Source organism: Prevotella sp., assembly GCF_051059605.1.
GTDB lineage: Bacteria > Bacteroidota > Bacteroidia > Bacteroidales > Bacteroidaceae > Prevotella.
The window spans coordinates 3,350,743-3,376,279 of the sequence record NZ_CP050883.1; the positions used below are offsets into that span (position 1 = coordinate 3,350,743).

Here is a 25,537-nt window from a genome sequence, read left to right on the forward strand (position 1 = left end):
TATGAAAGATAATAGATATATATCAAAAAGTGTGAATAAGGTTCAAGTTCTATTGATGGTAGAAACCTTAATTCTAACTGTTGGCGGATTGACTTTCATATCAGAACAGTTTTATAAAGTATTTACTGCTTTATGTATGTGGGGTGCGTTTGCTTATTTGCCATGGCGATATCGAAAAATAAAAGATGTTCCTGCTCATTTCAGATATTGTATTTATCTGTTAATGTTATTTGGAGTCTTTACAATAATTCATACCTTAATAAATAGAGATGATCCTTATTTGGATAGTTTAGGTAATCGGTATTTGACTCTATTTGGAAATGTCTTAATGGCCCCATTAATGTTATTACCAATTTTTGGGTTGTTCTCTACTAATTTAATAAATCAACATTTTATTAAAAGGGTAGTCTTTATTATATCAATTAGTAGTATTTTCTTGTATATTAATCCTACATATTTGAATAATGGTTATATATTGATATTCTTTCTATTACCCTTTCTGCCATTAATGAGTAAAAATAATAAAATAGATTCTCGATTTATAATATTGCTAATTCTAGTTATTGTATCTATGACATATGATGCATTTGTTGGTGATAATCCTACGAGAACAAATCTTATTTATATTGGTTTTATGTTTCTTCTTTTGGTTAATCATATCGTGTTTGGCAAAAACAAAAAGTTGATTTATATATTATTTGTTTTTATAATATTTTTTCTTGTGTATTCATTTTATCTAGCAATATATGAGAATTCGTCTATCATTGCTCAATTTAGTGAAATTATTGATTCAGAAGGAACAAACGTTGATGCAACAGATACAAGAACTTTCTTGTATGCAGAAGTACTTCAAGATTTATTGGGGAGCAATTCAATTTGGATTGGTAAAGGTGCTTATTGTCATTATTATTCTGAATTCTTTGCAATGTCACAAACTGGTAATGGTGATTTTTGGCAACGAAATGGAGTGGAGGTAGATTTCTTAAATTTAATGTTAAAAGGTGGTTTGATTTATATAATCTTATATCTGTATATCGTTATAAATTCAATTTATAAAGCTCTAAAAAAATCAAACAGCAAATTTATGAAAGATGTTGCTGTAGTTTTAATAGGATTCTTTTTTGTAGGTTTTATTTCTAGTGTCGGTATAGTGAGTCTTACATCAATTGCACCTTGGATTCTTATTGGACTTTGTAATTCGAAAAAATGGTTAAGTTATACAGATTCTCAAATAAAAGAAATTCTAGCATTGAAATTTTAAAGTAGAGTTTATGAAGAGATTAATAATAGCAGATGTGAATAGCCTTAATAATAAAGGAATTAGTACAGGGCATTTTTGCGCTTTAGCACAAAATTATATTGATGCATTTCACAATATAGGTGAAGTTAAAGCAGCAGGTGGCCCAATTTATACAACTAGGTTAAAAAAACAAGACTTGATAATTTTACCATATGATCATACAGCTAATTCTAATTATTTTAAGGCGAAATGGCATACTTTATTGAATTGTAAATATCTCTTTAGTCATGTTGAAAATAATGATGTGGTTGTTATGCAACATTCAAGTGCTGTGACAACATTCTTAGGTATTGCGCTATTTGCAAAGAAAACAAATATAATCTATCTTATTCAGTATAGTACTGACGATATTGTGTCTCCAATTCATAAATTGTTTTTCAAATTTGCAAAAAGAAAAATAAAAGGTTTACTTTGTCCTTTTAAGAAAATAGGAGAAAAATTTAAAATACCTTATTTGGTAATTTCGGATTATTTATTTACAGGTATCAGAAATCAAACATCAAATCTCGATATCTGTTCAGATTGTCAATATGATTTTTCAATGGTAGGTAGAATATCTCCTGAAAAAGGTATTGTTGATGTAGTTAAAAAGTTGGCAAATACATCTTTTAAAATTTTGGTTGCAGGGAGACCCCAAGATCAGAAGATTAAATCAGAGATTGAAGAAGCTGCGTTAGGAGCTAGTAATATAGAACTGCGTTTGGGATTTATTACTGATGCCGACTATTATAAACTTATACGTCAAAGTCGATATTGCATTTTAAACTATCAAGGAGCATATGCAAATGATAGAAGTAGTGGGGTTGTTCTAGATATGCTTTATAATGGTGTTCCTGTTATAGGACATAGGTGTGGCGCTTTACAGTTTATCGAAGATGAAGGATTGGGCTTTTTATATGATGATATTAAAGATTTTAATCCTAGTTTAATAATGAATAAAAGTTTCTATGTTGAGTGTAAACAATCAATTAGTAATTTTATAAATGAACAAAGATCACAAATTAACAATTTAAAGGTTTTTCTAAAACTATAAATATGAAATTTTTATTAGATTTATTTGATAAATTATGTAAAGAGTCAATAAAATACTCTATTATGAGAAATTATGTAGATCTTCCAAAATCTACAGGGGGAAGTGATATTGATGTTTGGGTAGCAAAAGAGCATTTAGAGAAGTTCTATACTATTTTAATGAAATGTGCAGAAGAAAATCATGGAAAAATAGTTTCGTATATTAATAAACTATATGAACCAAAAACATGTATAATGGGGATTGACTGGGGGGTGCAGTTTGATGTATATAAAGATATAGTACCTATAGGAAATTGTAAATTTTTTACAGGTGATGCTATATGGAAACATACTATATTATATAATGGAGTTCAAGTTCTTGATAGTAAATGGGAAGCGGTAGAATCTTTTTTAAAAGAAGTTCTTAATACTAGGCATTGCAATAGGAAAGAAAAATTTTATATTGATGCAAGTCTTGCAATAAAATCAATGTCGTTTGAAGAGCTTAAAGATGGTCTTAATCTATTTTCTGATGAATATATTCGGCTATTAAAGAAGGTTGGAGAAGAGAAAAAAAATGATAGTTTAATTAATGATATTTATAAATATGGGATTCAACAATTACGAATAAAAAATAAATTTGAAATTAGCTGTCACCTAGCTAAATTCCATCGTTTATTTAAGCGTCCTGGTTATTTCGTTGTTGTGTTGGGTACTGATGGCTCTGGGAAAAGTACAATTATAGATCATATAACTCCTATTCTAGAAGGTGCTTTTCATCATGGCATTCATTATGAACATCTGCGCCCAAACTTAATACCAGATATAGGCATATTGTTTGGTAAGCGACAAAAAGAAAAGATTGAGGTATCACCACATCCTCATGATGTAAAAGTTTCTGGTTTTTTAGGTTCTTTATGTAAATTCTTATATTATCTTCAGGACTATATTTGGGGATATTTATTTAAGATTTTACCTTCTATAGCATTATATTCACATGTTTATATTTTAGATAGGTATTATTATGATTATTATATTGATCAGAAACGAGCAAAAATATTATTGCCAAAATGGATTATTAAAATAGGAGAATTCTTTGTACCTAAGCCAGATATTATTATTTGTTTAGGTGGTAACCCAGATGTTATATATAAGCGAAAGCCCGAAACTTCATTAGAGGAAGTTCGTAAACAAACAACACAATTGAAAAAATTTGCAGAAACAAAAAATAATTCTGTTTGGATAGATACAACTGTTGATGTTAAAATTTCAATAAATAAGACCATGGAAGCAATACAAGAAATGATGTCTAAAAGATTTTCAAAATGAAGTTATATAGATTTAAAACTTTTGTAACCTCTTATTATTTTCCCCAAATAAATAAACATAATAGATTCATGTATGACTTATATGGAAATTATGGGTGTATTCTGGGTAAAATATATTGGTGGTTATTTAAAAATGTGAGTTTAGTCAGACTATTAAATATGATCGATTCTTCCAATTTGGATTTTCCTTATGATGATATAGTAAATATTGAAGGGAATGGGTCTTTGATGGCTTTTAATTTAGGATCACCCGGTCCAGACAGAAAGATTTCTATATTAGGATATGATTCAATAGAGAAGAAAGACTTTTTTGCAAAATATTCAGTTTCTAAAAAAGCACAAAAACTTACAAATAATGAAGTTAGAATATATAACCTTTTAAAAAATAATGGATTTGTTCCAAAGGTTTATCTGGTGAAAAGAACAGATGATTTTGTGTTTATGAAAGTTGAAAGAATTGTTGGAAGTAAAGTACGATGTACTATTGATGACAATTTGGTGTTGGCTTGTTTAAATGATTTATCAAAACTGCATGTTGATAAGTCCGCTGATAATAATACTTGTTTCTCACATGGTGACTTCTGTCCATGGAATATGATTTTAGTGCGAGATCAAATAAAATTGATAGATTGGGAGATGGCAGCTGAGAGACCTTTAGGATATGATTTGTTTACATATATATTTCAGACGAATTTTGCTGTAAACCATAAAGACACTATCGCAATGATAATCGATAAAAACTCTTCATTGATAAATGCTTATTTTCAATGCAAAGACTATTTATCCTATATAAGGCTCTTTGCTAAAATAAAATATGAGGAAATGTCTAATAAGGATATCAATTCTTATTATGCAAATCGATATCTAGAATTGATAAATTATTTTAAATGAAATTAAGATGCCTCAAAAGATATTATTTATAATGCATATGCCTCCACCTGTTCATGGCGCATCTGTAATAGGAGAATACATTCATAACAGTAAAATAGTTAATGAAGCTTTTGACAGTATATATATCAATCCATCAGCTTCAGGGTATGTGTCATCTATTGGAAAGCTTAGCTTGGGAAAGATCTTTTTTTTATTCTCATTTTTAAGAAAGATTATACGAACAGTATATAAAGAAAATCCGGCATTATGTTATTTGACACCATCTACATGGGACTGGGGATTCTATAGAGACTGTTTGACGGTTTTTATTCTTAAAAGATTACACGTTAAGATAATTCTCCATTTTCATAATAAACCTAAAGTTGGTTTTGGTGACAAATGGTATAATAAGTTTTTGTATAGACATTTTTTTAATGGGACAAATTATATTTTTCTAGATGAGATTCTGGCTACAACGTTTAATGATTATATTGATAATAAACATCTATATTTATGTCCGAATGGAATACAAATTGCTAATAACATAAACACAGAATACAGTCATGATGGGAATTTAAAATTCATATTTTTATCGAATTTAATCAATGATAAAGGTGTTAGCGATTTATTGGATGCTTGTAAGATATTAAATGATAATGATTTAATGTTTCATTGTGATTTTGTAGGAAAATCTGGAGATATTGATAGCCATCGGTTGATAGAATTGATAAAAAATAAAAGACTTGAGGATAAAGTTAGTTATCTTGGTCCTAAATATAACGATGAGAAAAATATAGTGTTAGCTCAACACGAAGTGTTAGTGTTTCCTACATATTATGAGGGAGAAACTTTTGGGTTAGTATTATTGGAAGCTATGCAAATGGGTCTTGCATGTATAAGCACATATGAAGGCGCAATTCCTCATGTTGTTGATGATAATGTGACAGGTCTATTGGTCGAACAGCGTAATACAAAAGAACTTGCAGCTAAAATGGAATACTGCATAAATAATAGAGATGAAGTAAAAAAGATGGGACAGAAAGGGAAAGAAAAATTTCTAAAACTGTACACTAAAGAAATATTTGAACAGAATATAACTAATATATTGAAAGATTGTATTAATAATGATTAAAAGTTTACTATGTGGAGCATCTTCTTTTGTGGCGAACGGAGTTGAAGATGTGATGAGAAATATGGGAATTGTGTCAGATATGTTCTCCAGAGGAAATGAATCTCGCAATGGCGATATAATTTATGGTAACTATATAAACATAGCGAATAACAAATTCCTAAACGATAACTATTATATTGTGATTAACTTTGCTGTGCTTAAGGATGACACAGTTGAACATAATATAAGATATATAAAGAGTTTATTAAAACTTTGTGCGGAGAAGAATGTTAAGAAATTAATTCATTTTTCAACAATAATGAATTATAATTATCATCTTCCATCTATAAATGAAAAGACAGATATAGAGACTCTTAAAAATACTAGCAAGAGGGGATATGCAGAAATTAAAATAGCTGTGGACAACTATCTATTGTCGGTTAAAGATTCCCTGCCTTTTGAGTTAATTCTTGTTAGACCTGGTTATGTGTTAGCGGATAACAGACCTTGTCCGTTTATAAAACCATTGCCATGTGGCTTTGCTGTCATTAAAGGTGATAAGAAAAGTAGGCAGCCTATAGTGAAACGCGAGGATATACATGAAGCTTTAATAAAAATAATTAATATAGAAAATAATGATGTTGTTTATCATTTCTTTCCAAATGATAAAATGACAAAGTACAGATATGCAAAGCTGTTGGGGTATAAGCATATAATTGTTTTGCCAAAACTGATTTTTAAATATGTTCCGTTATTGCTAATGAAAATTGGAATAATGCCAAAGCCTTTGTATAGTAGGTTTGACGGTATGTATATTGAAAGTGATTTTAGTTCTGAAAGAACTGAAGATAAACTAAGTATAAAGTTTAATTGATATGGAAATCGCAATTCTGGGTGCCGGAACCTATGGTAGTTATATAGTAAATAGTATCCAACAAAAATATCCTGAAGCTAAGATAACAGTCTTTGATATAGGTGATAATAGAATAAAAAATGAAACAGAGATAGGGCTTTTGTCTCGCCTAAAGAAGTCTATGTATAAAGGACTTACTGATGGGCGATATTTTGGTTGGGGAGGTGCTTCTCACAAATGGGGTGGACAATTGTTGACGTATACAGATAATGATTTCGCTAATCCTGATGGTTTCATGAAGGATGTTATCTGTTTAGATAAAAAATATAAGGATGAATGCCTAGCGAAGTTTAATATTAAAAATAATTTTCCCGAGAATCATGTTTCTGAAGAACTGTTCACAAAAACAGGCGTATGGCTTAGCATGCTTCACAGAAATTTTTTCTATTGGTTTAAAATCAATAAGAGAGCGAATGTAAAGGTGAAGTCTAATTGCAGAATCGTCAAACTTGAAAGAGATAGCGATAAACACATAAAGGATATTGTCTATCTGGAAGATGGTAAAGAAAAACGTGCATCCTTTGATTATTACTTTTTGACAGCTGGTGCTTTTGAGAGCGCAAGAATATTATTAAGTTCTGATATGATTGACGAGAGAAAAATACATTTTTCGGATCATCTGTCTCAGAGAATGTTTAAAGTGAAAGGCTCTACTGTAATAGGCAACGAAGATTTTGTGTTTAGAATGAGAGGAACTTCTCTAATAACAAAACGTATGATTGGCGAAATAGGAGATATTTCATATTATGTACACCCTGTGTTCAATATGAAATTTCCGTTCTTCTCAATGATTAAGGATGTGTTGTTTTATCATAAATTCTCAATAAAGGATATTCCTAATTACATAAAAACCACAATAAAGGATATTCCTAATGTTTTAGGATTCGCATGGTCGGTTATTGTATTGAGAAAAATGTATGTAATGAATGATGAATGGTATCTATATATTGATATTGAGAATCCGACGAAAAATAGTTATATAGAACTGTCTGACAAAAAAGATAAGTATGGCATAGACGGATTAAATGTTTATTATAATGTTGATGAAGAGGCCGTTAAGATTTATGAGGCTGCGAAAACTTCGGCGATTAAGCATTTAGATACATGTAATGTAAACTACGAATTGATTGCGGATAAAATTGAAGTACAGACTTGTGAAGATATATATCACCCTTATGGCATGCTGCATTTTGATTCGGTAGATGATTATTATACTAGGTGGGATAATATGCTGGTTGTAAATACAGGCTGTTTGACAAGAAGCGGTGGTATTAATCCTACAGCTTCATTGTTCCCGATAATAGATAATTTTATCTTTAATAAATTTAATATGTGATGTTGTCTGTTCTAATAAATGCTTATGCTTGTTCGCCTAATATGGGTAGTGAACCAGGAATGGCATGGAATTGGTGTGTGAATCTTGCAAAGTATTGCGAGCTTCATATTATCACCGAAGGAGAATTTAAAGGCAACATTGAAACTGCTTTGCTGACATTACCGCAAGCAGAGAATATGCATTTTTATTATAATTCAGTACCTGATAAAGTTCGTAAGATTTGTTGGAATCAAGGAGACTGGAGGTTCTATAAACATTATAAAAAATGGCAATATAAAACTTATGAGATAGTTCTTGATATTATAGCGCATAATAAAATAGATATAGTCCACCAATTGAACATGATCGGCTTTCGTGAACCAGGATATCTTTGGAAAATAAAAGATATTCCTTTTGTTTGGGGACCTATAGGTGGATTAAAGCAATTCCCAATTTTATATCTAAAAGATGGTGGAACAAAAATGTGGTTATTTAATTTGATAAAAAATGGAATTAACCAATTACAATTGAAATACTCAAGAAGAGTTCACAAAGCAATTAATCATGCTTCTGTATTAGTTAGCTCAATACCAGATTCCTATATTGCAATAAAAAAAAGTTTTGGACTTGAAACATATATAATACCAGAAACAGGATGCTTTGATGTTGAAGATAAGCAAATGCATAATTTTAATAATAAGACATTAAAATTACTATGGGTGGGCAAATTTGATTATCGTAAACGGTTAGATTTAGCGTTAAGAATTATTTCATCTCTAGATATTGATATTCAATTAATTATATGTGGTACTGGTGATGAAAAACAAACAAGTAAATATAAACAACTTTGTGAGTCTTTAAAAATAACACGAAAAGTGGTCTGGAAAGGATTTTTGCCAAATGAAGAGGTACATGAACTTATGTCATTAGCAGATTTGTTATTATTCACGAGTGTTAGTGAAGATACGTCTACTGTTGTATTAGAAGCTATTACTTATCAATTGCCTGTACTATGTTTTAACGCATGTGGATTTGGATATGTGATAAATGATAAAGTTGGACGAAAGGTGCCGTTGACTAATCCCATACAGTCTATTGATGATTTCTCATCAATCATCAAACATCTATATGATAATCGTGATGAAATAAAAACAATGTCTGATAATTGTATAATGACAGCAAATGAACTGTCATGGGAAAACAAGGCTAAACAGATGTTTGAGATTTATAAACAACTTGTTTAGTCATATTCATTAAAATCATAATATGGAAATATGGAATTTCATAAGTAACCATCCGTGGTTAACAGCATTCATCGCATACTATATTTTCAGCTTTTGTTTCACAGCAGTTGAAATGACAAAGAGCTAGTAGAGTTATAATAAAATATAGCATTTATCTGTGACGGTGGAAAAATAAAAGATGGAAGATAAGCTTCATAACACTTATGTAAAAATGATAGGTAAATCCAAAATGGGGAAACTGAAATTGGCTGCTTGGGTGATTGGCTGCATTTGGCTTCTCGCTCAGATAGTCTTGATGTTCTGCCAATTCGGACCTCAACAGGGGGACTGGGGAACTTATATTATGCTGGCACATAGATGTTATGACTCAGGGGAGTGGTATCCAATGAAGTGCGATTTATATTCTGAATATATCTTCGCTCCTGGATTGGTTAACCTACTTATTGCTGAGTTTAGATTGTTGGGTACCTTGTTTGTGAACAAGGTGCTTTATTTGTTTTTGAATATAGGAGTGCTGATCAATATATTCCTTTTGGCGAAGCATTTTTTCTCAGAAAGAATTGCTTATATTGCTTCGATACTATATTGTGCACTTTATGTGAACTGGTTCATCGCTCTGTCTGCTAATACCGAGTTGCCATTCTTATTTTTGGCATTGTCTGCCGTCAGCCTTTGTGTGCTTGGTGGAGATAAAGCATGGAAGTTTGTTTTGGCGGGTATACTATTGGGCTTGGCAAACTGGATCCGTCCTTTGGCTGTGATATTTGTAGTTGGCATAATACTCTATTATTTTGTGACACGTAAATGGACTTGGAAACTGTCGCTTGCTGGTGTTGCAATGATAGCTACAGTATTACTGATTGGCTTTTCTGCCAAAAGAAACTTAGGGCGCTTATGCTTCCAGTCTACAACATCAGGTTTTAATTTGATAATGACAGCCAATGACAAGGCGTTTGGCGGAGTTGATGCTAATATATGGGAGGATCCAACTTCTATTGCATATATTGAAAACGAACAGCAGAAGACTTGTTTTGAAAGAGACTCTATAAGAATGGCTCGGGCTATCGCTTGGATAGAATGTAATCCTATTAGATATGCCGAACTTTATATAAAGAAAATACCTGTATTGTTGGCTGAGGATTCATGGAGTGACCAACGAATTTTCGGTAGCGAACAGTTCATGTATAAATATCAGCACGGATTATATTCTAAGAGTGATTTCGCAAAGAGATTGATGTTTAAGTTGCTGAAGAGTATTCCGTATTACTTGATGTTATTATTGTTTGCTTATTCATTATGGAAAAATCGCAAGGACATCTTCACAATTAAAGGATGGATATTGACGTTCTTTGTAGTAGGAATGCTGTTGACTTGTTTATACCCTGTGCAGCCACGGTATCATTATCCCTTCATGTTCCCATTAATAATATGGGCTGCATCTGGGGCAGACACACTGATATACAAGAAGCGCTATTAATTGCGGAATGAAAAAATAATATAGATGTTATATATTAAAAATATAAAGATACTTTCTGGTAAGGATGCTTTGGTGTCTTTACCTGATAGAAAGTTGCTTATAAATACAATTAACGCACATTCATATAACACGGCACAGGAAGATAAACTCTTTGCTGAGGCTCTGGAAAAAGGTGATGTTCTGATTCCTGACGGAATGAGCATCGTAAAGGCTTTCAAGTGGAAACACTGGATGACTGGACCGAAGGAACGTGTGGCAGGTGCTGACTTGTTTAACTTTGAAATGAAGAAGTTGAACGAGAAAGGTGGTACTTGCTTCTTTCTTGGTAGCAGTGAAAAGGTGCTGGCACTGATCAAAGAACGTGCAGCCATTGACTATCCTAACATCAAGATCGTTACATATTCACCTCCTTATAAGCCTGAATTTACTGATGAGGAGAATAGGCTGATGGTTGAGGCTGTGAACAGTGCAAATCCAGATTTGCTTTGGATTGGTATGACTGCTCCGAAACAGGAGAAATGGGCTTACTGCCATTGGAAGGATTTGAATATTCATTGTCATTGCGGAACGATTGGTGCTGTATTTGATTTCTATGCAGGTACTGCGAAGCGTGCCCCGATATGGTGGCAGGATAACGGGCTTGAATGGTTGTATCGTTTACTTAAGGAACCTAGACGTATGTGGCGTAGGTATATAATCGGCAACACTCTGTTCTTATGGAATATATGGAAGGAATAATCGAGATAGATATATGATTGACATACAAAATAAATTCTTTCAGATTCTTCGATGTGCCATCAACGATGACATTGAAGTGCCACAGCTGTCTGTGACTGAATGGAAACAGATATATGGCATAGCACAAAAGCAATCGTTGTTGGCAGTGATATTCCGTGCTCTTGAAAGGGCTACGCCTCCGGCTCATGATGATGCGGAGAGGGACGTGTTTGGAATGCTGGTGCTAGAATGGCTTAGAAATGTTCGAGTTATTGAGAGAATAAACTGTAATGTCAGTGCTAATGTTATTAAGATATCAGAGAAATTTTCCCAAGACAAATTTCAGTCTTGTCTTCTTAAAGGACAGGGTAATGCTTTGTTGTATCCGCAGCCTAACTCGCGTACTCCTGGCGATATTGATATATTGATCAGACCGAGAAAGTATGACTTGGGGAAAAGAAGTGTTATCGCTGATGTAAGGAAAACAATAGAATATGTTAGGTTACAATATCCTGATACAAAGGCTTCTTATCATCATATTGAATATCCTAAATTTAACGGAACGGAAGTGGAGGTGCATTATCGCCCTTCGTTCATGTTTAATTTCATTTTCAATTCTAGATTACAGGAGTTTTACGCAGAAAACGCTGATGAACAGTTTCATAACAGAACGGACATGGCTGATGGCGAGATTGCTGTTCCAACACCTGAATTCAATAAGGTGTTTTTGTTGAGCCATATCTATAATCATCTTTTTAATGAAGGGATTGGTTTGAGACAGTTGTTGGACTACTATTATGTGATGGAGAATGATGTTGAACACAGTATTGATTATAAAGCATTGTTCTCGTATCTTGGTATTCGTAATATTGCTGGTGCTATCATGTGGATATTGACAGAGTGTTTCGGAATGAATCAAGAAAAGGTTTTGGTACCTGTTGATGAAAGGCGTGGGCGGTTTGTTCTGAATGAAATATTGCAGGGAGGTAACTTCGGAAAGTATGATATTCGGTATAAATTCGGTAATGGCGCATTGGGAAGAAACTTGCAACGGCTGTATCGTGATTGGCGACTACTAAGGTATTTCCCGTCAGAAGCAATCTCTGAACCGATATTCCGTATCTGGCATTTCTTTTGGAGGCAGAAACATAAGACTACAAAGCTGAAATAGCAGCAAAACATTATTTAGAATGTTGCGTATGATATAAGTATTCAGGACCTTTACATCTAATCAGCATCGGCTAATTTACATGATGCATCGAAACAAAAGAGATATAAATTTGCATTTATTAAAAATACTCTTTATATTTGCCAGATGCAATTGGACTTTAAAACCTCTAATATATGAAAATATTAATTGCCGGTGGTACTGGATTTATAGGAAAACGCTTGATTCCTTTTCTTGTAAAGAATGGACATGAAGTAAATGTTCTGACCCGACGGAGTATGAATGATGAGGAAAACATACATTATTACCGATGGGATGTAGACAAACGACTTATTGAGCCGAAGGCTTTTGATGGTGTGAATGCACTCATCAACATGACTGGAGCTAATATTGGAGAAAAACGTTGGACTGTAGACCGTAAGAATGAAATTCTGAACAGTAGGGTGAAGCCGTTGGACTTTCTTTTGAAAGCTATTATTGAATCAGGCAACAGAATAGATGTGCTGATTTCTTCATCTGCTGTGGGATATTATGGAGCTGTAACTGCTAATCATATTTTTACTGAAGAGGACAACAATGGTACTGATTTCCCAGCTTATGTTTGTAGGCTATGGGAAGATGAAGCTTTGAAGTTCAGAGACGTAGCAGACCGAGTGGTTATTTTGCGTAAAGGTCTGGTTATTGGAAAGGATGGAGGAGTATACCAGAAATTAGCACCATTGGCGAAGTTAGGTTTAAGTGTTGCACTAGGCAGTGGCAAGCAATATTTCCCATTGGTATATATTACTGATCTGATTCGTGTTTATAATTACATTTTAGAGCATAACGAAATTGACGGTGTCTTTAATATTGTGGCTAATCAAAATATTACCATGAACGAATTCTCTCAGAAATTGTTGGACTCTTTTGGCAAAAGAAAGTTGACGCCAAACATTCCTGCATTTATAATCAAAATGCTATTTATGGAACGAGCTGAAATGTTGCTTCAAGGCTCAAAGATTAGTAATGAAAAGTTCAGAAGTACAGGCTTTGAATTTATGTATTAATAAAGTGAAGAGTCTGTAGTGGGTGATAGTGTATGAAATACTGGTATTATACGATAATATTAATGATGTTGATTAATTAATGGGATTTACAATCAAAAGCATAAATGCAATTAATGATGTAACTACATCACATGGGGCTGGAATTAAAAAGGTGTTGTGCTCTAATGATGAGGCTTCTAGTAACATTACTCAGATTGCTGTGTCTCGTTTGAAAGCAGGGGAACAGGTTGAAGTACATGTCCATGAAACGATGGAAGAGCACTTTATCATTGAAGACGGTACCCTTGAATTCATGATTGATGATAAGGTGATGATGGTAAATTCTGGTACTTATGTTATAATTCCAGCTGGAACAAAGCATGGAATAAAGGCGATTACTGATTGTAAAACGATAACCGTAGGGTGTTCTGTTTAAAGTGGACATCATTGCCTATATCCTTTAATAAGAATTTGTTTTTTTATAATAACAGCCATTCATCAATAATGAATGGCTGTTATTTTTAGTTAGATGTTATTACTGTTTTTGTTTTGCCCACAGCTCACCTTCTCCTTGATAGCCTTTTTGTAACCACATCTTATCAAATGCGTGTGAGAGATCTTTTCCTTTTTCTTTGCCTAAACATTCAAAGGCAACGTTTCCATGTCCTTTGTCATTGCAAATCCATTCTTCTCCTTCACCTTGAACACCATCTTGTAACCATAGTTTGGCAAATGCATGTGAGAGGTATTTACCTTTTTCTTTGCCAAGACAAGCTAATGCAACTCTGCCGTTAGGTCTAAGTTCTTTAATAAAGACTTCACCGTCTCCTTGGTTTCCGTTTTGTAGCCAAACTTTGTCCAATGCATGACTAAGGTATGAACCTTTTTCTGCTCCAAGGGCTTCTAGAGCTATAAATTCTTGTTTAGCCCACAGTTCACCTTCTCCTTGGTATCCATCTTGTAACCACATTTTGTCAAAGGCGTGTGATAAAAATGAACCCTTTTCTTTGCCTAAACATTCAAAAGCAACGTTTCCATGTCCTTTGTCATGACAAATCCATTCTTCTCCTTCACCTTGAACACCATCTTGTAACCATAGTTTCGCAAATGCATGTGAGAGGTATTTACCTACTTCTCCACCAATGCACGCTAATGCAACTCTTCCGTTAGGTCTGTCTTCTTTAATGAAAACTTCACCATCACCTTGATTGCCTGTTTGCAACCAAACTTCATTTTTTGCATGGCTTAAATACTTTCCGCTCTCGCCACCAAGAGCTTCTAATGCAATTTTAGACATAATTTAAGTTTTAGGTTATTATTTGAATGGGCGTTTCCCATTCTGTAGCTTTTCAAAGTTTTAGTAATACAAATCCCGTACGTTGCAAATATAATAAAAAAAACATAGCGTATTGTTTTTTGAATATCTTTTCTGTAAAAAGAAGTAATAATTAACTTGTTGTATATCATGTAGTTAAGATAATATTATGCTTAAACAATATCCGTAGCTTTAGCCAGAAGAGTTAGAGGCTTGTAGGAATTAGTATTTAAAGAACTCTAGAATTGTAAATGCTGATATTACGGCTTTAACAAATAATGGATAGAATTATATTTGTGATTATTGTTAACATGCAAATGGTTGCCCATTTAATGAAACATTAATATTAGTGAATAAGTATCTTCAAGAATGACAATGTTTCAAAATTAAGATTATATTTGCGAAATGCTTAGTAATGCTAAATTAGTATAGAATAATTGTAAATTATGAATCAGGAAAAGGAAAATCCTAATCCTTTATTAATCTAAATCGTGTGCACAGGTTTAATCTAAATTTCAAGATTATGAAAAAAGTTTCTAAAATTAACTGCGAAAATCGTGCAGGTTTTGTTCAAGAGTTTAAAGTGATATGGAATGGTGGTGAAAGTGGATGGAGTGATAGATATCCAAACCCACAAACAGAATCATTTGATTTACATACTCTTAATATTCCTGAAGGTGCTGAGGTCTGGATTAAGGTTCATGCCATATTAGGCAAGACAAAAACTGCTGATGAGCATGTTCTCTATGATCCAAATTCTAGTGATGCGGCACTCTATCAAACAACGGGTGCAACTTTGACTTTTAAAATTAAATTGATGAACTAACACATTTTTTAGGAGTGCTTACAATTAGTTTGTCTAATGTGCACTTGGATGCAAAATTTTGCAAACACTCCTAATCCACTTCCTTATGGTTTGATATTGTTTCTTCTAAGTGCGATAATTCAATATTTGCAAATTCTTCGTCAATTTAGGGGGTGAAATATAAATTGATGAAGAACCTTATTTGTAGGTAGACTAAATTGTGATTTCTTTCTTATAAATATGCAATGTCTCTGCATAGTTATTATAGTAAACATTCGTACAAAATTACGGCTCTGTTTTTATTATATAAGTGTTTGATTACATTATTTTGTGAGAAAAAATAGTATAATGATATTCTTGTATAGTTTATTTATGTTGCTCATTATCAGTAGGATATGTGTAATGTGTAAAATATGTAAATGTTAAAATAAAGAATTTGCAGATTATTTTTTCTTGTTTTTAAAATATTTGTAATATATTTGTAATAATAAAGTTGGAAAGAAGTACTTATGAAAAGCTATTATGATGTAGTTCATGCAAAAGTTAGAAACTAAAAGATTTGGATATGCATAAATTGACAGTAGATGAAAAAAAAGTTCTTTGGGAAAATTCTAATAAACTATTAGCAAAAATACCCGGTTATTCGATTGTTATGGATTGGAAAGAGATAGATTATAGTGATATTTACAAAAACGAGAATGGCTATACCTTTCGTGTTCTTATGGAACGTAATGAGTATAGTGATACCTATTTGGGTAAGACTCTAGAAGACGCGATAAAAAGTTTAGCTAAAAGGTGGGTGTATTTATTTGCTGTGTATTATGGCGAGATTGTGTTTCCTGATTGTGAGTACTCTGATATGAAAAAAGTAAAAGAGTTTGTTGCTGCTAATGAGAAATATTTAAAATAGTTTAGCTCTAGCAAGTATGGCACTGCATCATTTGCAAGATATTCAACGTATTAAAATATCTAGCAAACTCACAGATATGCCGTTTTTGTTTACTAGCATAAAGAATAGACAACGATCATAAATTAATAGTCGAGTGATTAGCATTATTAAAGAATTGGAGGTAACATCAATTATTTAATAATTGATGTTACCTCCAATAGTTTTTTGTATTATATATAGGTGTGGAATACAATCTTAGAATGTCATTCCCACTTTTAACGCGATAGAACCGTGGCTGAGGCTTTCTTGAAATTCAGCGTTGATGTATTGATTTTCAAATTGCTTCAGTCTTTCAAATTCCTGAAGTTCGTAGCCAACAGCAAATAATACCTTGTTCTTTTTGAATGCCGACCATTCAACACCAATTGTAGGACTGAAATAAAAACCTCCGTTGGTATTCTTTTGTGGTGCAAAACTATAGCCACATCCACATTCAGCATAAGGAGTGAATTTGTGAGGAGCTGAGAGCTTATATTTCACATCTGCATATAGAGGAATCAGTGTTTTCTCGTATACAGAAACTCCTGTGCCCACACCTGCAGAAAATCTATTGCTTATGTTGTAATAACCTATCACGTGGAGTGTGACAGGAGTGCGTTCTGGAGTACTCATCGCAAGTCCTGTTCCTAGATATCCAGAAAATGAAATCTTGCATTCTTCTTGGGCATTGACAGTCGTAATGCCTGTTAGCATGATGCTAAGGAATAGAATTATCTTTTTCATTGTATAGTTACTGTTATTTGTTTTACAATATTCTGAGCTGTTGTGATTCCGCTCATATCATTATATACTGTTCCTGAAGTTCCGTCAGGACTGCTATGCCCAATGAGATGTGCATTAAAAGTTTTTATACCTGAAGTTAGATCTACCATTGCCTCGTACACAAGTGCTGGTTGTCCGCTTCCTTCTTTTCCTCCGGAATAATTTGGGTCACCCTCTTTAGCACTCTTTGGATAGCTGTCGTTGAAGTCTATAGAGTGATTAAGTTCTACCTTGACAATGAATTTTTTAAGATTACTGTTAGGGGTAATCTTCACATCGAATCCCTTACGTGGTGTGGCTCCAGACATTGCATCCGTAAGTGGTTGATCTTTTGTAGGTAGATATAGACCATCTGCATATTTTACGCCTCTTGCATAACACCAGCATGGTAGTGCTTCTTTTCGACGGTTGCCATTTGCACTCTGCCAAGCCTGATGAGCAATCTTGTAAGATGCATATATGGTTGTGAGGTAGTTGCCGTCAGTGTCTTCAATCCATATTGCCACCTGTGGTGGATTTTTCTTGTTAATGCCCAGAAAGAGAGGAAAGTCGTGAAGCCATTCGTCACCCTCTACAATCTTTACCTTAATGTCGCCCTGACTGTATTCAACTAAGTCTTTGTTGCACGACCAGAAACTGCTTATCAATAGCAGCAAGCTAGAAATTAATACCATCTTTTTCATATCAATGTTTAATTGTTATTTGTTTGTTACCAAATGGGAACATGAATGGACGTAATAATCCAAAATATGTTTCAGCATTTTTAAAAAAGAATTTGATTTTTATTTAAGTGAATTAAAAGTATTGTCAATGATCATGTCTATTGCATCTGTAATCTGTTTCCATCCAGTTTCCTGATCAATTCTTATACCATTATATATATTGCAATTATCTTCAAGCATAGCTAAATATGTTATTGATGATGTTATTATGGTAGCTATTGCAGCGAGACTCTTTGGTTGGCACATCATTATTTCAGATATGTTAGCAATTATATCGTTACCAGCTACTTCGCGCTGTCGTCTCACCACTTCGATAATATTATTATTGCTTGATAGTTCCCAGCGATATAAGCGTCTGAGCACAGAATTAGTTCTTAATTGCATAACCATTTTATGAAACACGCTTTTAAGAAAAGCAGGTATACCTTCTTTTTCAGGAAACTTATTTGGGAAGTTAAGCCAAAAATCATTCTTGCGAATATAGGCAGTAAGAAGTCCGTCGATAGAACCAAAGTAGCGATATATCAATATCTTTGATACTTCAGATTTAGCTGCAACAGCATTGATACCGATTTTCTCGAATCCGTTTTCTTCAATCATCTGTCCGATAGCCACAATCAATTTGTTTTCTGTAGCCTCTCTATCGCGTTCTGTATTTACTGTTTTATTCATATAAATAGTTATGTTACCAATCGGGAACAAAAGTAGTTTGTTTTAATGTAACTTCCAAATAACTCTCAAGAAATTTATATTTTATTATAGATTTACATTTATCACAAACTCATGATAGATAAGATTAACATTCACCATAGATAAAATAAATCAAATATATTTTGATTTGTATTTAACTTGCACTATCTTTACCACCAGTTAGCATAGACAGCATTAGGAAAAGCCAAAATTAAACCAAGTTTTTATTTTTGTATTTCCACTGATTTGCACTATCGTCGTTAAAGAACTATTTAAATTAAATATATAGAATTATGTCAAAAGTAAATTTTCAAGGAAGCCCAGTAGAATTAACTGGTGAACTTCCAAAAGTAGGAGAAAAAGCACCAAAGTTTGGTGGAGTGAAAGCTGATTTAAGCGTTGCTCATATTGGTGATTTCATTGGTAAAAAAGTTGTGCTCAACATTTTTCCTAGTCTTGATACACCTGTTTGTGCTAATTCGGTAAGACGTTTCAATAAAGAGGCATCTTCTTTACCTAACACAGTTGTGTTGTGCGTTAGTAAGGACTTACCATTTGCACAGTCTCGTTTTTGTACAACAGAGGGATTGGAAAATGTAGTTTCTCTTTCAGCATTCCGTTGCAACTGTCTAGAAGATAATTATGGTCTAGGCATTACTGAAGGTCCTTTGAAAGGTCTTTTGGCTCGTGCAGTTGTGATTGTTAACGAAGAAGGTAATATCACCTACGAAGAGTTGGTAGATGAAATAACTAACGAACCTAACTATGAAGCTGCTTTGGCTGTTTTAAAATAAATTAGTTAGTTCTTAAATGAACACGAGAGAGGTTGATCATTATATTTAATGTTTTTCCTCTCTCGTGTTGTTTATGAACCTTTATTTTCTGCTTTGCAACATAATTTGATATATTTTTCAGTTATAGAATTGGAAAAGTGGGAAAAAAATATTTAATTTGCATCTATGAAAGTTATACACATGTTGACTTCAGTTTGGCGATTCTATCGCGATGGCTTCCGCAATATGACGTGGGGCCGTACTCTATGGCTCGTGATAATTATCAAATTGTTTATCATATTTGTTGTATTACGACTGTTCTTCTTTCATCCTGCACTTAGTGGCATGAGTGATAAGGAAAAACAAAATAAAGTAGGAGAGAACCTCATAGAAAAGATCAAATAGAGTAAACCTAAAGAAAAACTTATAAAAGATAATCTATATGTTAGACACTTCACTAATAGACTGGTCGAGAGCACAATTTGCTTTAACGGCATGCTATCATTGGCTGTTTGTTCCACTGACGCTTGGTTTAGCGGTTATTATGGGAACAATGGAAACTCTTTATGTTATTAAAAAAGATGATTTCTGGAAACGTGCTGCACGATTCTGGATGAAACTTTTTGGTATAAACTTCGCTATCGGCGTGGCAACGGGAATAATTCTGGAATTCGAGTTCGGAACTAACTGGAGTAACTATTCCTGGTTTGTAGGCGATATCTTTGGTGCGCCATTGGCAATAGAGGGCATTTTAGCTTTCTTCATGGAAGCGACGTTTATAGCGGTGATGTTTTTTGGTTGGAATAAAGTCAGCAAAAGTTTTCATCTTGCGTCTACTTGGCTTACTGGTATAGGTGCTACGTTGTCGGCATGGTGGATATTGGTTGCTAATGCTTGGATGCAGCATCCTGTGGGAATGGCATTCAATCCAGTGACAGTGCGCAATGAAATGACAGATTTTTCTGCTGTCGCTTTTTCTGCTGCACCGGCAATGAAATTTCTTCATACCGTTAGTAGCGGTTGGTTGACTGGATGTGTTTTTGTAATTGGAGTGAGCTGTTGGTTCCTGCTGAAAAGACGTGAACAGCCTATGGCAAAAGCAAGTATAAAGGTGGCTGCTATAATCGGTCTATTTTCTGCTCTATTCGTTATGTTTACTGGTGACCAATCAGGACTACAGATGGCGAAAAACCAACCAATGAAGCTGGCTGCTGCCGAGGGGCTGATGGATGGCGGAAAGGATGTGCCTTTTTCTCTAGTGCCAGGTGTGAAAATTCCAGGTATGCTTTCTATTCTTGCTACACATGATATAAATGGTTATGTGCCAGGCATCAATGATTTGATGAATGGATACACTGATCCTATAACTGGTGAGAAACATTTGTCTGCAGATCAAAAAATGGTTAAAGGAAGGTTGGCCTTGAATGCTTTCAGAGATTTCAAGAAATATGAAAAGACAGATCAGACCAAAAAAGATTCAGCTCAGTTGGTACTGAACAAAAACATGAAGTATTTTGGTTATGGATATATAAAAGATAAGCACGAATTAGTATCTGAGTCTAATGTTAATTTGATTTATTGGGCTTTCCGTGTAATGGTTGGAGTCGGTATTTTGCTAGTACTAGTAATGGTTTTGATGCTATGGTATGGTCGCAAAGATAAATTAGAAAATAATCGCTGGTTGCTATATACTGCATTAGGTTCAATACCTTTGGTGTGGATAGCAGGTCAGTGTGGTTGGATTCTGACGGAAGTTGGTCGCCAGCCTTGGGCTATTCAGGATCTGTTACCATTGTCAGCTGCTGTTTCTGGTGTGGAAAGCAGTTCGGTTGTCATTACATTCTTCCTATTTTTGTTACTGTTTACAGCTTTGCTTGTTGCGGAATTGACAATCTTATTGAAAGCCATTCGCAAAGGACCAGAGCCTATTGTTGAATCAAAATAAAAACGTTGCCTTATGATAACTTATGAATTTCTGCAACAATATTGGTGGTTGGTAATTTCGCTTTTGGCGGGATTGCTAGTGTTTTTGATGTTCGTGCAAGGTGCAAACTCTCTAATCTTCGCAGTTGGAAGAACAGAAGAAGAGAAAAAGCTGATCGTAAATTCTACAGGTCGTAAATGGGAATTCACCTTTACAACCTTGGTTACATTCGGTGGTGCTTTCTTTGCATCATTCCCATTGTTTTATAGCACAAGTTTTGGTGGTGCTTATTGGGTGTGGATGTTAATCTTGGTTAGTTTTGTATTACAGGCTGTGTCTTATGAATTTCAATCTAAGCCAGGCAATATTTTCGGATCGAAAGTATATCGTCGTTTCCTCGTTTTCAATGGTGTATTCGGACCGTTTCTGATTGGTGCGGCTGTGGCTACATTCTTTAACGGGTCAAACTTCATCGTAAACAAGGCATCAATGGGGCTGCTTGACAACAACACAATCAGCCATTGGGCGAATGCTTCTCACGGACTTGACGCATTGCTTGATCCTTGGAATTTGATATTTGGATTTGCGGTGATGTTCCTTGCTCGTATGGAAGGCTCTTTATATATGATCAATAATATCAACGACAAAGAAATTAATGGTAAGTTGCGTTTGCAACTCTTACGCGACACAGTTCCTTTCTTGATATTGTTCCTCGCATTTCTAGAACATATACTAGTTAAAGACGGTTATGGTGTTAATGCAGCCGGAGTGGTGAGCATGGTGCCATATAAGTATGCCTTGAACCTGTTGCACATGCCAGTGGTAGCTGTTGTGTTCGTTGTCGGAGTGGTATTGGTATTATTCGGTACGATTCGCAGTATCATATCGAAGAAGTATATACGTGGTATTTGGCCAGTAGGAATAGGAACTACGTTGACAGTGATAGCTTTATTCCTGCTTGTAGGTTACAATAATACAGCTTATTATCCTTCGAATGCAGATTTGCAAAGTTCGCTTTATCTAGGCAATAGTTGTTCTAGTTATTTCACTTTGCAGGTGATGTCTGTGGTATCACTACTAGTGCCTTTCGTGTTGGCATACATTATTTATGCGTGGCGTGCTATAGACAAAAGATCTTTGACAAAAGATGAACTGAAGGAAGACGGACAACTATACTAGTATTGAAACTAGATAGTTGCAAGAAATCTTTTGATTAAATGTTATAGGTTCTTATTCACTTTTGGTGATGTCAATTTGTTTTATAAAAAGTTCTCACATAAACATCGTGAGTAAGCAATAAATTGACATTATAAAAAAGTGACTAAGAACCACTTTTTATTAAGTTACAAACCATAAAGATGTGAAAGTAGAACCTTTATACCTATAATAATAAGGATAAAACCTCCCAATAGTTCTGGTTTTAATTTCTTTGCGATAGGTTTGCCGAATCTTACCCCCAGTAATACGCCTATGATCGACATTACAAATGAGACGAAGCCTATTATCAACAGCGGACATACAAGCATTTTAAGATTTGAGAAACCTGTGCAGGCGAAAGATATGCCAACAGCCAGTGCGTCAATACTTGTGGCGATGGCGAGAACAACCTGAGTTTTAAGTTTGCGTGGCTTAATCTTCTTTTCTTCTTCTGGGAGAAAAGATTCTCTTATCATTCTACCACCCAGAAAAGTAAGTAAGCAGAATGCTATCCAATGGTCTACATTCTCAAGATATGATGTAAATGTACTCACTCCAAACCAACCTATCAATGGCATAGCAGCCTGAAAAAAACCAAATAGAAAAGCCATTCTTATCATCATTTTTCCTATGTGTTTCTTCACAATGATGCCACTTGCTATAGATACGGCGAAACAATCCATGGCTAGTGCCAATGCTAAAAACCAGATATCAAGTTGATTCATATATTATTATATTTTTATTGCAATATTATTGTCCTGAAATAATCTTTTAGTACACCCTTGTAGCGATTTTGACTGTCGGCGCAAAGTATGATAACTTGTCGACCGTCTGATAACTTAGGTCCCAGACACATACCTTCGTAATTAGCAAAGTTGAAACTCGTCAGTTGCAATGAGGTACGCCAAGAGCATACAGGATGTTTAGTTGGGTTGCCGGGAACGATACGGTAGATGCGATTTATTACCCAACTACCCAATTTCATAGAAGTAATATACAGTTCACGCTCGAGAACAAGTAGGGTAGAGTCGTTGAGTGAAAGTAGTTCGGAAACACCATAGGCGTGTCGGTCTTGTGGGGTGTCGGCAGGCTTTAAAGGCTTCTCTATGAAATATGGAAATTCTTTTTCTTCAGTCAGATGAGTATTCAGCTGTTTTAGTCGTAACATTCGGCTACTATCACCAATAAGTGGTGACTCGTTGATAGTAAACAGTTTGTCACGAGTTTTATCATAAGTAAGACTCTCAATGCTTCTATTTGGAATACAATGTTTCTTATAATCACTAATCTCTGCAGAGCGAACAATACTTTTTGAATTGACATCATATTCTATTATATTTGATGATCCTTCGTTTCCAATGTATATATGATGTGTCTCTGGATTGAATGTTATCGCTTCTTGATCAAGATTGTTGCCATTTAAATTAATAAAATCTTTGTTTGTTATATCGGTTATGTCACCATTGTTATTGATTTCAATATGGAAAATATAATATCCTTCATTGTTACCTTTATCAGAAACTACAGCATAGTCGTCATTCCCAATATAGGTAATGCCACTATAGTTGCCAGAAGGTATGGCAGAAAAATTATGTTGAGGCATCATACTTACCGAATTATAATCTTTCCAAATATTCTGTCCCTGAATGGAAAGACTCAGTAATGTTATTATACCGAATAGAATATTTCTTTTCATATTCAATCAATAGTTGTCTTCTTTTTATTGTCTTTACGGAAGAAACGTTGCAAAGTTAATAAAAAATCCTGATACGAACAGATTGTATTTATGATTTAATTTATAATATTAAAATTAATGCTATTATGCAATATAAAATTATGTATAGCGTTATTATATAGATTTTCAATTTATATACTACAACCAAAAACTTCCGATGAGGTTAATTATGATTAAATCTTATATATAAGATGTTGTGATATCGAATAAAATTATTACCTTTGCAAGCCTTTTAGTGGGGTGAAAATACGGATATTACTGATAATCAGGAAGTTAAGAAAAAGAAATAGGTAAAAGGATGAGACAACTTAAAATTCAGAAGAGTATTACAAACCGTTCAAGCGAAGCCTTGGATAAGTATCTCGTAGAAATTGGACGTGCACCTCTTATCTCCATTGATGAGGAGATAGATCTTGCGCAGAAAATTAGAAAGGGAGGCGTTGAAGGAGCGCGCGCCAAAGAGAAACTTGTTACAGCCAACTTGCGATTTGTTGTTTCTGTTGCAAAACAGTATCAACATCAAGGACTTTCACTTACTGACCTTATTGATGAAGGTAATATTGGTCTTGTGAAAGCAGCCGAGAAGTTTGATGAGACTCGTGGATTTAAGTTTATCTCTTATGCTGTATGGTGGATTCGTCAGAGTATTCTACAGGCTATCGCAGAGCAGAGTCGTATAGTTCGTTTACCTTTGAATCAGGTTGGTTCGCTAAACAAAATCAATCGTGAAATCAATAAGTTTGAACAGGAATTCCAACGTAAACCATCACTGTCAGAACTTTCTACCGTAACTAAAATTGAGGAAGAAAAGATAGACCAAAGCCTAATGGCTGACAGTCATCACGTAAGTATAGACGCACCTTTCCAAGATGGTGAGGATAATAGTATGGTTGATATAATGGCTGGTGGCGATGATAGCCGTACAGACCGTCAGGTTGATCATGAATCTATGGCACTTGAGCTTGAATCAGTGTTGAAGAAGGTTCTTAAAGAACGTGAGATAACTATTATACGTGAATGTTTTGGAATTGCATGCCACGAAAAAGGACTTGAGGAAATAGGAGATCAGTTAGGGCTTACTCGTGAACGTGTAAGGCAGATTCGTGAGAAGAGCATTGCTAAGTTGCGTGATAGCGGTTACGCAAAGATCTTGATGAAATATCTAGGATAAAATATAATTACTATA

The 25,537-nt window shown here is 34.1% G+C and carries 26 protein-coding genes; 20 read left to right on the forward strand and 6 right to left on the reverse strand.

Annotated elements, in window-relative coordinates:
- Window position 1 precedes the first annotated feature (1 nt).
- From HEQ28_RS12980 to HEQ28_RS13040, 13 genes are all read left to right on the forward strand, one after another.
- On the forward strand, window positions 2-1,261 hold the full coding sequence (locus HEQ28_RS12980) for a hypothetical protein (protein WP_434503082.1): 1,260 nt from the start codon (window positions 2-4) through the stop codon (window positions 1,259-1,261).
- Window positions 1,262-1,271: 10 nt separating this feature from the next.
- Window positions 1,272-2,333 carry a glycosyltransferase gene (locus HEQ28_RS12985; protein WP_434503084.1) on the forward strand — a complete coding sequence of 354 codons (1,062 nt, stop codon included), beginning with the start codon at window positions 1,272-1,274 and terminating at the stop codon, window positions 2,331-2,333.
- Between the two features lie 2 nt (window positions 2,334-2,335).
- Complete coding sequence (locus tag HEQ28_RS12990) at window positions 2,336-3,640, forward strand: hypothetical protein (protein ID WP_434503086.1); 1,305 nt, start codon at window positions 2,336-2,338, stop codon at window positions 3,638-3,640.
- Window positions 3,637-4,530, forward strand: a complete 894-nt coding sequence (locus HEQ28_RS12995; RefSeq protein WP_434503088.1) for a phosphotransferase — start codon at window positions 3,637-3,639, stop codon at window positions 4,528-4,530. The genes HEQ28_RS12990 and HEQ28_RS12995 overlap by 4 nt, the downstream gene beginning before the upstream one ends.
- Before the next feature lie 7 nt (window positions 4,531-4,537).
- Window positions 4,538-5,641, forward strand: a complete 1,104-nt coding sequence (locus tag HEQ28_RS13000; protein ID WP_434503090.1) for a glycosyltransferase family 4 protein — start codon at window positions 4,538-4,540, stop codon at window positions 5,639-5,641.
- Window positions 5,634-6,494 carry an NAD-dependent epimerase/dehydratase family protein gene (locus tag HEQ28_RS13005; protein WP_434503092.1) on the forward strand — a complete coding sequence of 287 codons (861 nt, stop codon included), beginning with the start codon at window positions 5,634-5,636 and terminating at the stop codon, window positions 6,492-6,494. Before HEQ28_RS13000 ends, HEQ28_RS13005 begins: the two co-directional genes overlap by 8 nt.
- Window position 6,495: 1 nt before the next feature.
- Complete coding sequence (locus HEQ28_RS13010) at window positions 6,496-7,869, forward strand: hypothetical protein (protein ID WP_434503094.1); 1,374 nt, start codon at window positions 6,496-6,498, stop codon at window positions 7,867-7,869.
- A gap of 41 nt (window positions 7,870-7,910) precedes the next feature.
- Window positions 7,911-9,092 (forward strand): glycosyltransferase family 4 protein, encoded by a 1,182-nt coding sequence (locus HEQ28_RS13015; protein ID WP_434503096.1) that lies wholly within the window; start codon window positions 7,911-7,913, stop codon window positions 9,090-9,092.
- 178 nt (window positions 9,093-9,270) lie between these two features.
- Window positions 9,271-10,569, forward strand: a complete 1,299-nt coding sequence (locus HEQ28_RS13020; protein ID WP_434503098.1) for an ArnT family glycosyltransferase — start codon at window positions 9,271-9,273, stop codon at window positions 10,567-10,569.
- Between the two features lie 24 nt (window positions 10,570-10,593).
- Window positions 10,594-11,307, forward strand: a complete 714-nt coding sequence (locus tag HEQ28_RS13025) for a WecB/TagA/CpsF family glycosyltransferase (protein WP_434503100.1) — start codon at window positions 10,594-10,596, stop codon at window positions 11,305-11,307.
- A gap of 13 nt (window positions 11,308-11,320) precedes the next feature.
- On the forward strand, window positions 11,321-12,457 hold the full coding sequence (locus HEQ28_RS13030; RefSeq protein ID WP_434503102.1) for a nucleotidyltransferase family protein: 1,137 nt from the start codon (window positions 11,321-11,323) through the stop codon (window positions 12,455-12,457).
- Window positions 12,458-12,630: 173 nt separating this feature from the next.
- A complete protein-coding gene (locus HEQ28_RS13035; protein WP_434503104.1) occupies window positions 12,631-13,500 on the forward strand; it encodes a TIGR01777 family oxidoreductase in 870 nt (289 codons plus the stop codon).
- Between the two features lie 79 nt (window positions 13,501-13,579).
- Window positions 13,580-13,915, forward strand: coding sequence for a cupin domain-containing protein (locus HEQ28_RS13040; RefSeq protein WP_434503105.1), 336 nt, complete (start codon window positions 13,580-13,582; stop codon window positions 13,913-13,915).
- A gap of 99 nt (window positions 13,916-14,014) precedes the next feature.
- On the opposite strand, the gene HEQ28_RS13045 is transcribed toward HEQ28_RS13040, so the two are convergent.
- Window positions 14,015-14,776, reverse strand: coding sequence for a hypothetical protein (locus tag HEQ28_RS13045; protein WP_434503107.1), 762 nt, complete (start codon window positions 14,774-14,776; stop codon window positions 14,015-14,017).
- Between the two features lie 541 nt (window positions 14,777-15,317).
- On the opposite strand from HEQ28_RS13045, the gene HEQ28_RS13050 reads away from it, so the two are divergent.
- Both HEQ28_RS13050 and HEQ28_RS13055 read left to right on the forward strand, forming a co-directional pair.
- Window positions 15,318-15,620 carry a hypothetical protein gene (locus tag HEQ28_RS13050; protein WP_434503109.1) on the forward strand — a complete coding sequence of 101 codons (303 nt, stop codon included), beginning with the start codon at window positions 15,318-15,320 and terminating at the stop codon, window positions 15,618-15,620.
- Window positions 15,621-16,164: 544 nt separating this feature from the next.
- Complete coding sequence (locus tag HEQ28_RS13055; RefSeq protein WP_434503111.1) at window positions 16,165-16,509, forward strand: hypothetical protein; 345 nt, start codon at window positions 16,165-16,167, stop codon at window positions 16,507-16,509.
- A gap of 234 nt (window positions 16,510-16,743) precedes the next feature.
- Here the strand turns inward: HEQ28_RS13055 and HEQ28_RS13060 are convergent, their stop codons facing one another.
- The 3 genes from HEQ28_RS13060 to HEQ28_RS13070 form a co-directional block, all read right to left on the reverse strand.
- Window positions 16,744-17,271 carry a hypothetical protein gene (locus tag HEQ28_RS13060; RefSeq protein WP_434503112.1) on the reverse strand — a complete coding sequence of 176 codons (528 nt, stop codon included), beginning with the start codon at window positions 17,269-17,271 and terminating at the stop codon, window positions 16,744-16,746.
- On the reverse strand, window positions 17,268-17,993 hold the full coding sequence (locus tag HEQ28_RS13065; protein WP_434503113.1) for a hypothetical protein: 726 nt from the start codon (window positions 17,991-17,993) through the stop codon (window positions 17,268-17,270). The genes HEQ28_RS13060 and HEQ28_RS13065 overlap by 4 nt, the downstream gene beginning before the upstream one ends.
- Before the next feature lie 99 nt (window positions 17,994-18,092).
- The gene (locus tag HEQ28_RS13070) at window positions 18,093-18,704 is read right to left on the reverse strand and encodes a TetR/AcrR family transcriptional regulator (RefSeq protein ID WP_434503114.1); all 612 of its coding nucleotides are present in this window, start codon (window positions 18,702-18,704) and stop codon (window positions 18,093-18,095) included.
- Window positions 18,705-19,015: 311 nt separating this feature from the next.
- Here HEQ28_RS13070 and tpx point away from each other — a divergent pair, with 311 nt between their 5' ends.
- From tpx to HEQ28_RS13090, 4 genes are all read left to right on the forward strand, one after another.
- Window positions 19,016-19,516 carry a thiol peroxidase gene (gene tpx / locus HEQ28_RS13075; protein ID WP_434503115.1) on the forward strand — a complete coding sequence of 167 codons (501 nt, stop codon included), beginning with the start codon at window positions 19,016-19,018 and terminating at the stop codon, window positions 19,514-19,516.
- A 180-nt stretch (window positions 19,517-19,696) separates the two neighbouring features.
- Window positions 19,697-19,900, forward strand: coding sequence for a DUF4492 domain-containing protein (locus HEQ28_RS13080; RefSeq protein ID WP_434503116.1), 204 nt, complete (start codon window positions 19,697-19,699; stop codon window positions 19,898-19,900).
- Window positions 19,901-19,937: 37 nt separating this feature from the next.
- Window positions 19,938-21,440, forward strand: coding sequence for a cytochrome ubiquinol oxidase subunit I (locus tag HEQ28_RS13085; protein WP_434503117.1), 1,503 nt, complete (start codon window positions 19,938-19,940; stop codon window positions 21,438-21,440).
- A gap of 15 nt (window positions 21,441-21,455) precedes the next feature.
- Window positions 21,456-22,598, forward strand: a complete 1,143-nt coding sequence (locus HEQ28_RS13090) for a cytochrome d ubiquinol oxidase subunit II (RefSeq protein ID WP_434504466.1) — start codon at window positions 21,456-21,458, stop codon at window positions 22,596-22,598.
- A gap of 164 nt (window positions 22,599-22,762) precedes the next feature.
- Here HEQ28_RS13090 and HEQ28_RS13095 read toward each other — a convergent pair whose 3' ends face one another.
- Together HEQ28_RS13095 and HEQ28_RS13100 are read right to left on the reverse strand one after the other, a co-directional pair.
- Window positions 22,763-23,341, reverse strand: coding sequence for a manganese efflux pump MntP (locus HEQ28_RS13095; protein ID WP_434503118.1), 579 nt, complete (start codon window positions 23,339-23,341; stop codon window positions 22,763-22,765).
- Between the two features lie 14 nt (window positions 23,342-23,355).
- Entirely contained in the window at window positions 23,356-24,318 is a 963-nt protein-coding gene (locus HEQ28_RS13100) for an esterase-like activity of phytase family protein (RefSeq protein ID WP_434503119.1), read from the reverse strand.
- A 331-nt stretch (window positions 24,319-24,649) separates the two neighbouring features.
- Here HEQ28_RS13100 and HEQ28_RS13105 point away from each other — a divergent pair, with 331 nt between their 5' ends.
- Entirely contained in the window at window positions 24,650-25,522 is an 873-nt protein-coding gene (locus tag HEQ28_RS13105; RefSeq protein ID WP_434503120.1) for a sigma-70 family RNA polymerase sigma factor, read from the forward strand.
- Window positions 25,523-25,537: the final 15 nt, after the last annotated feature.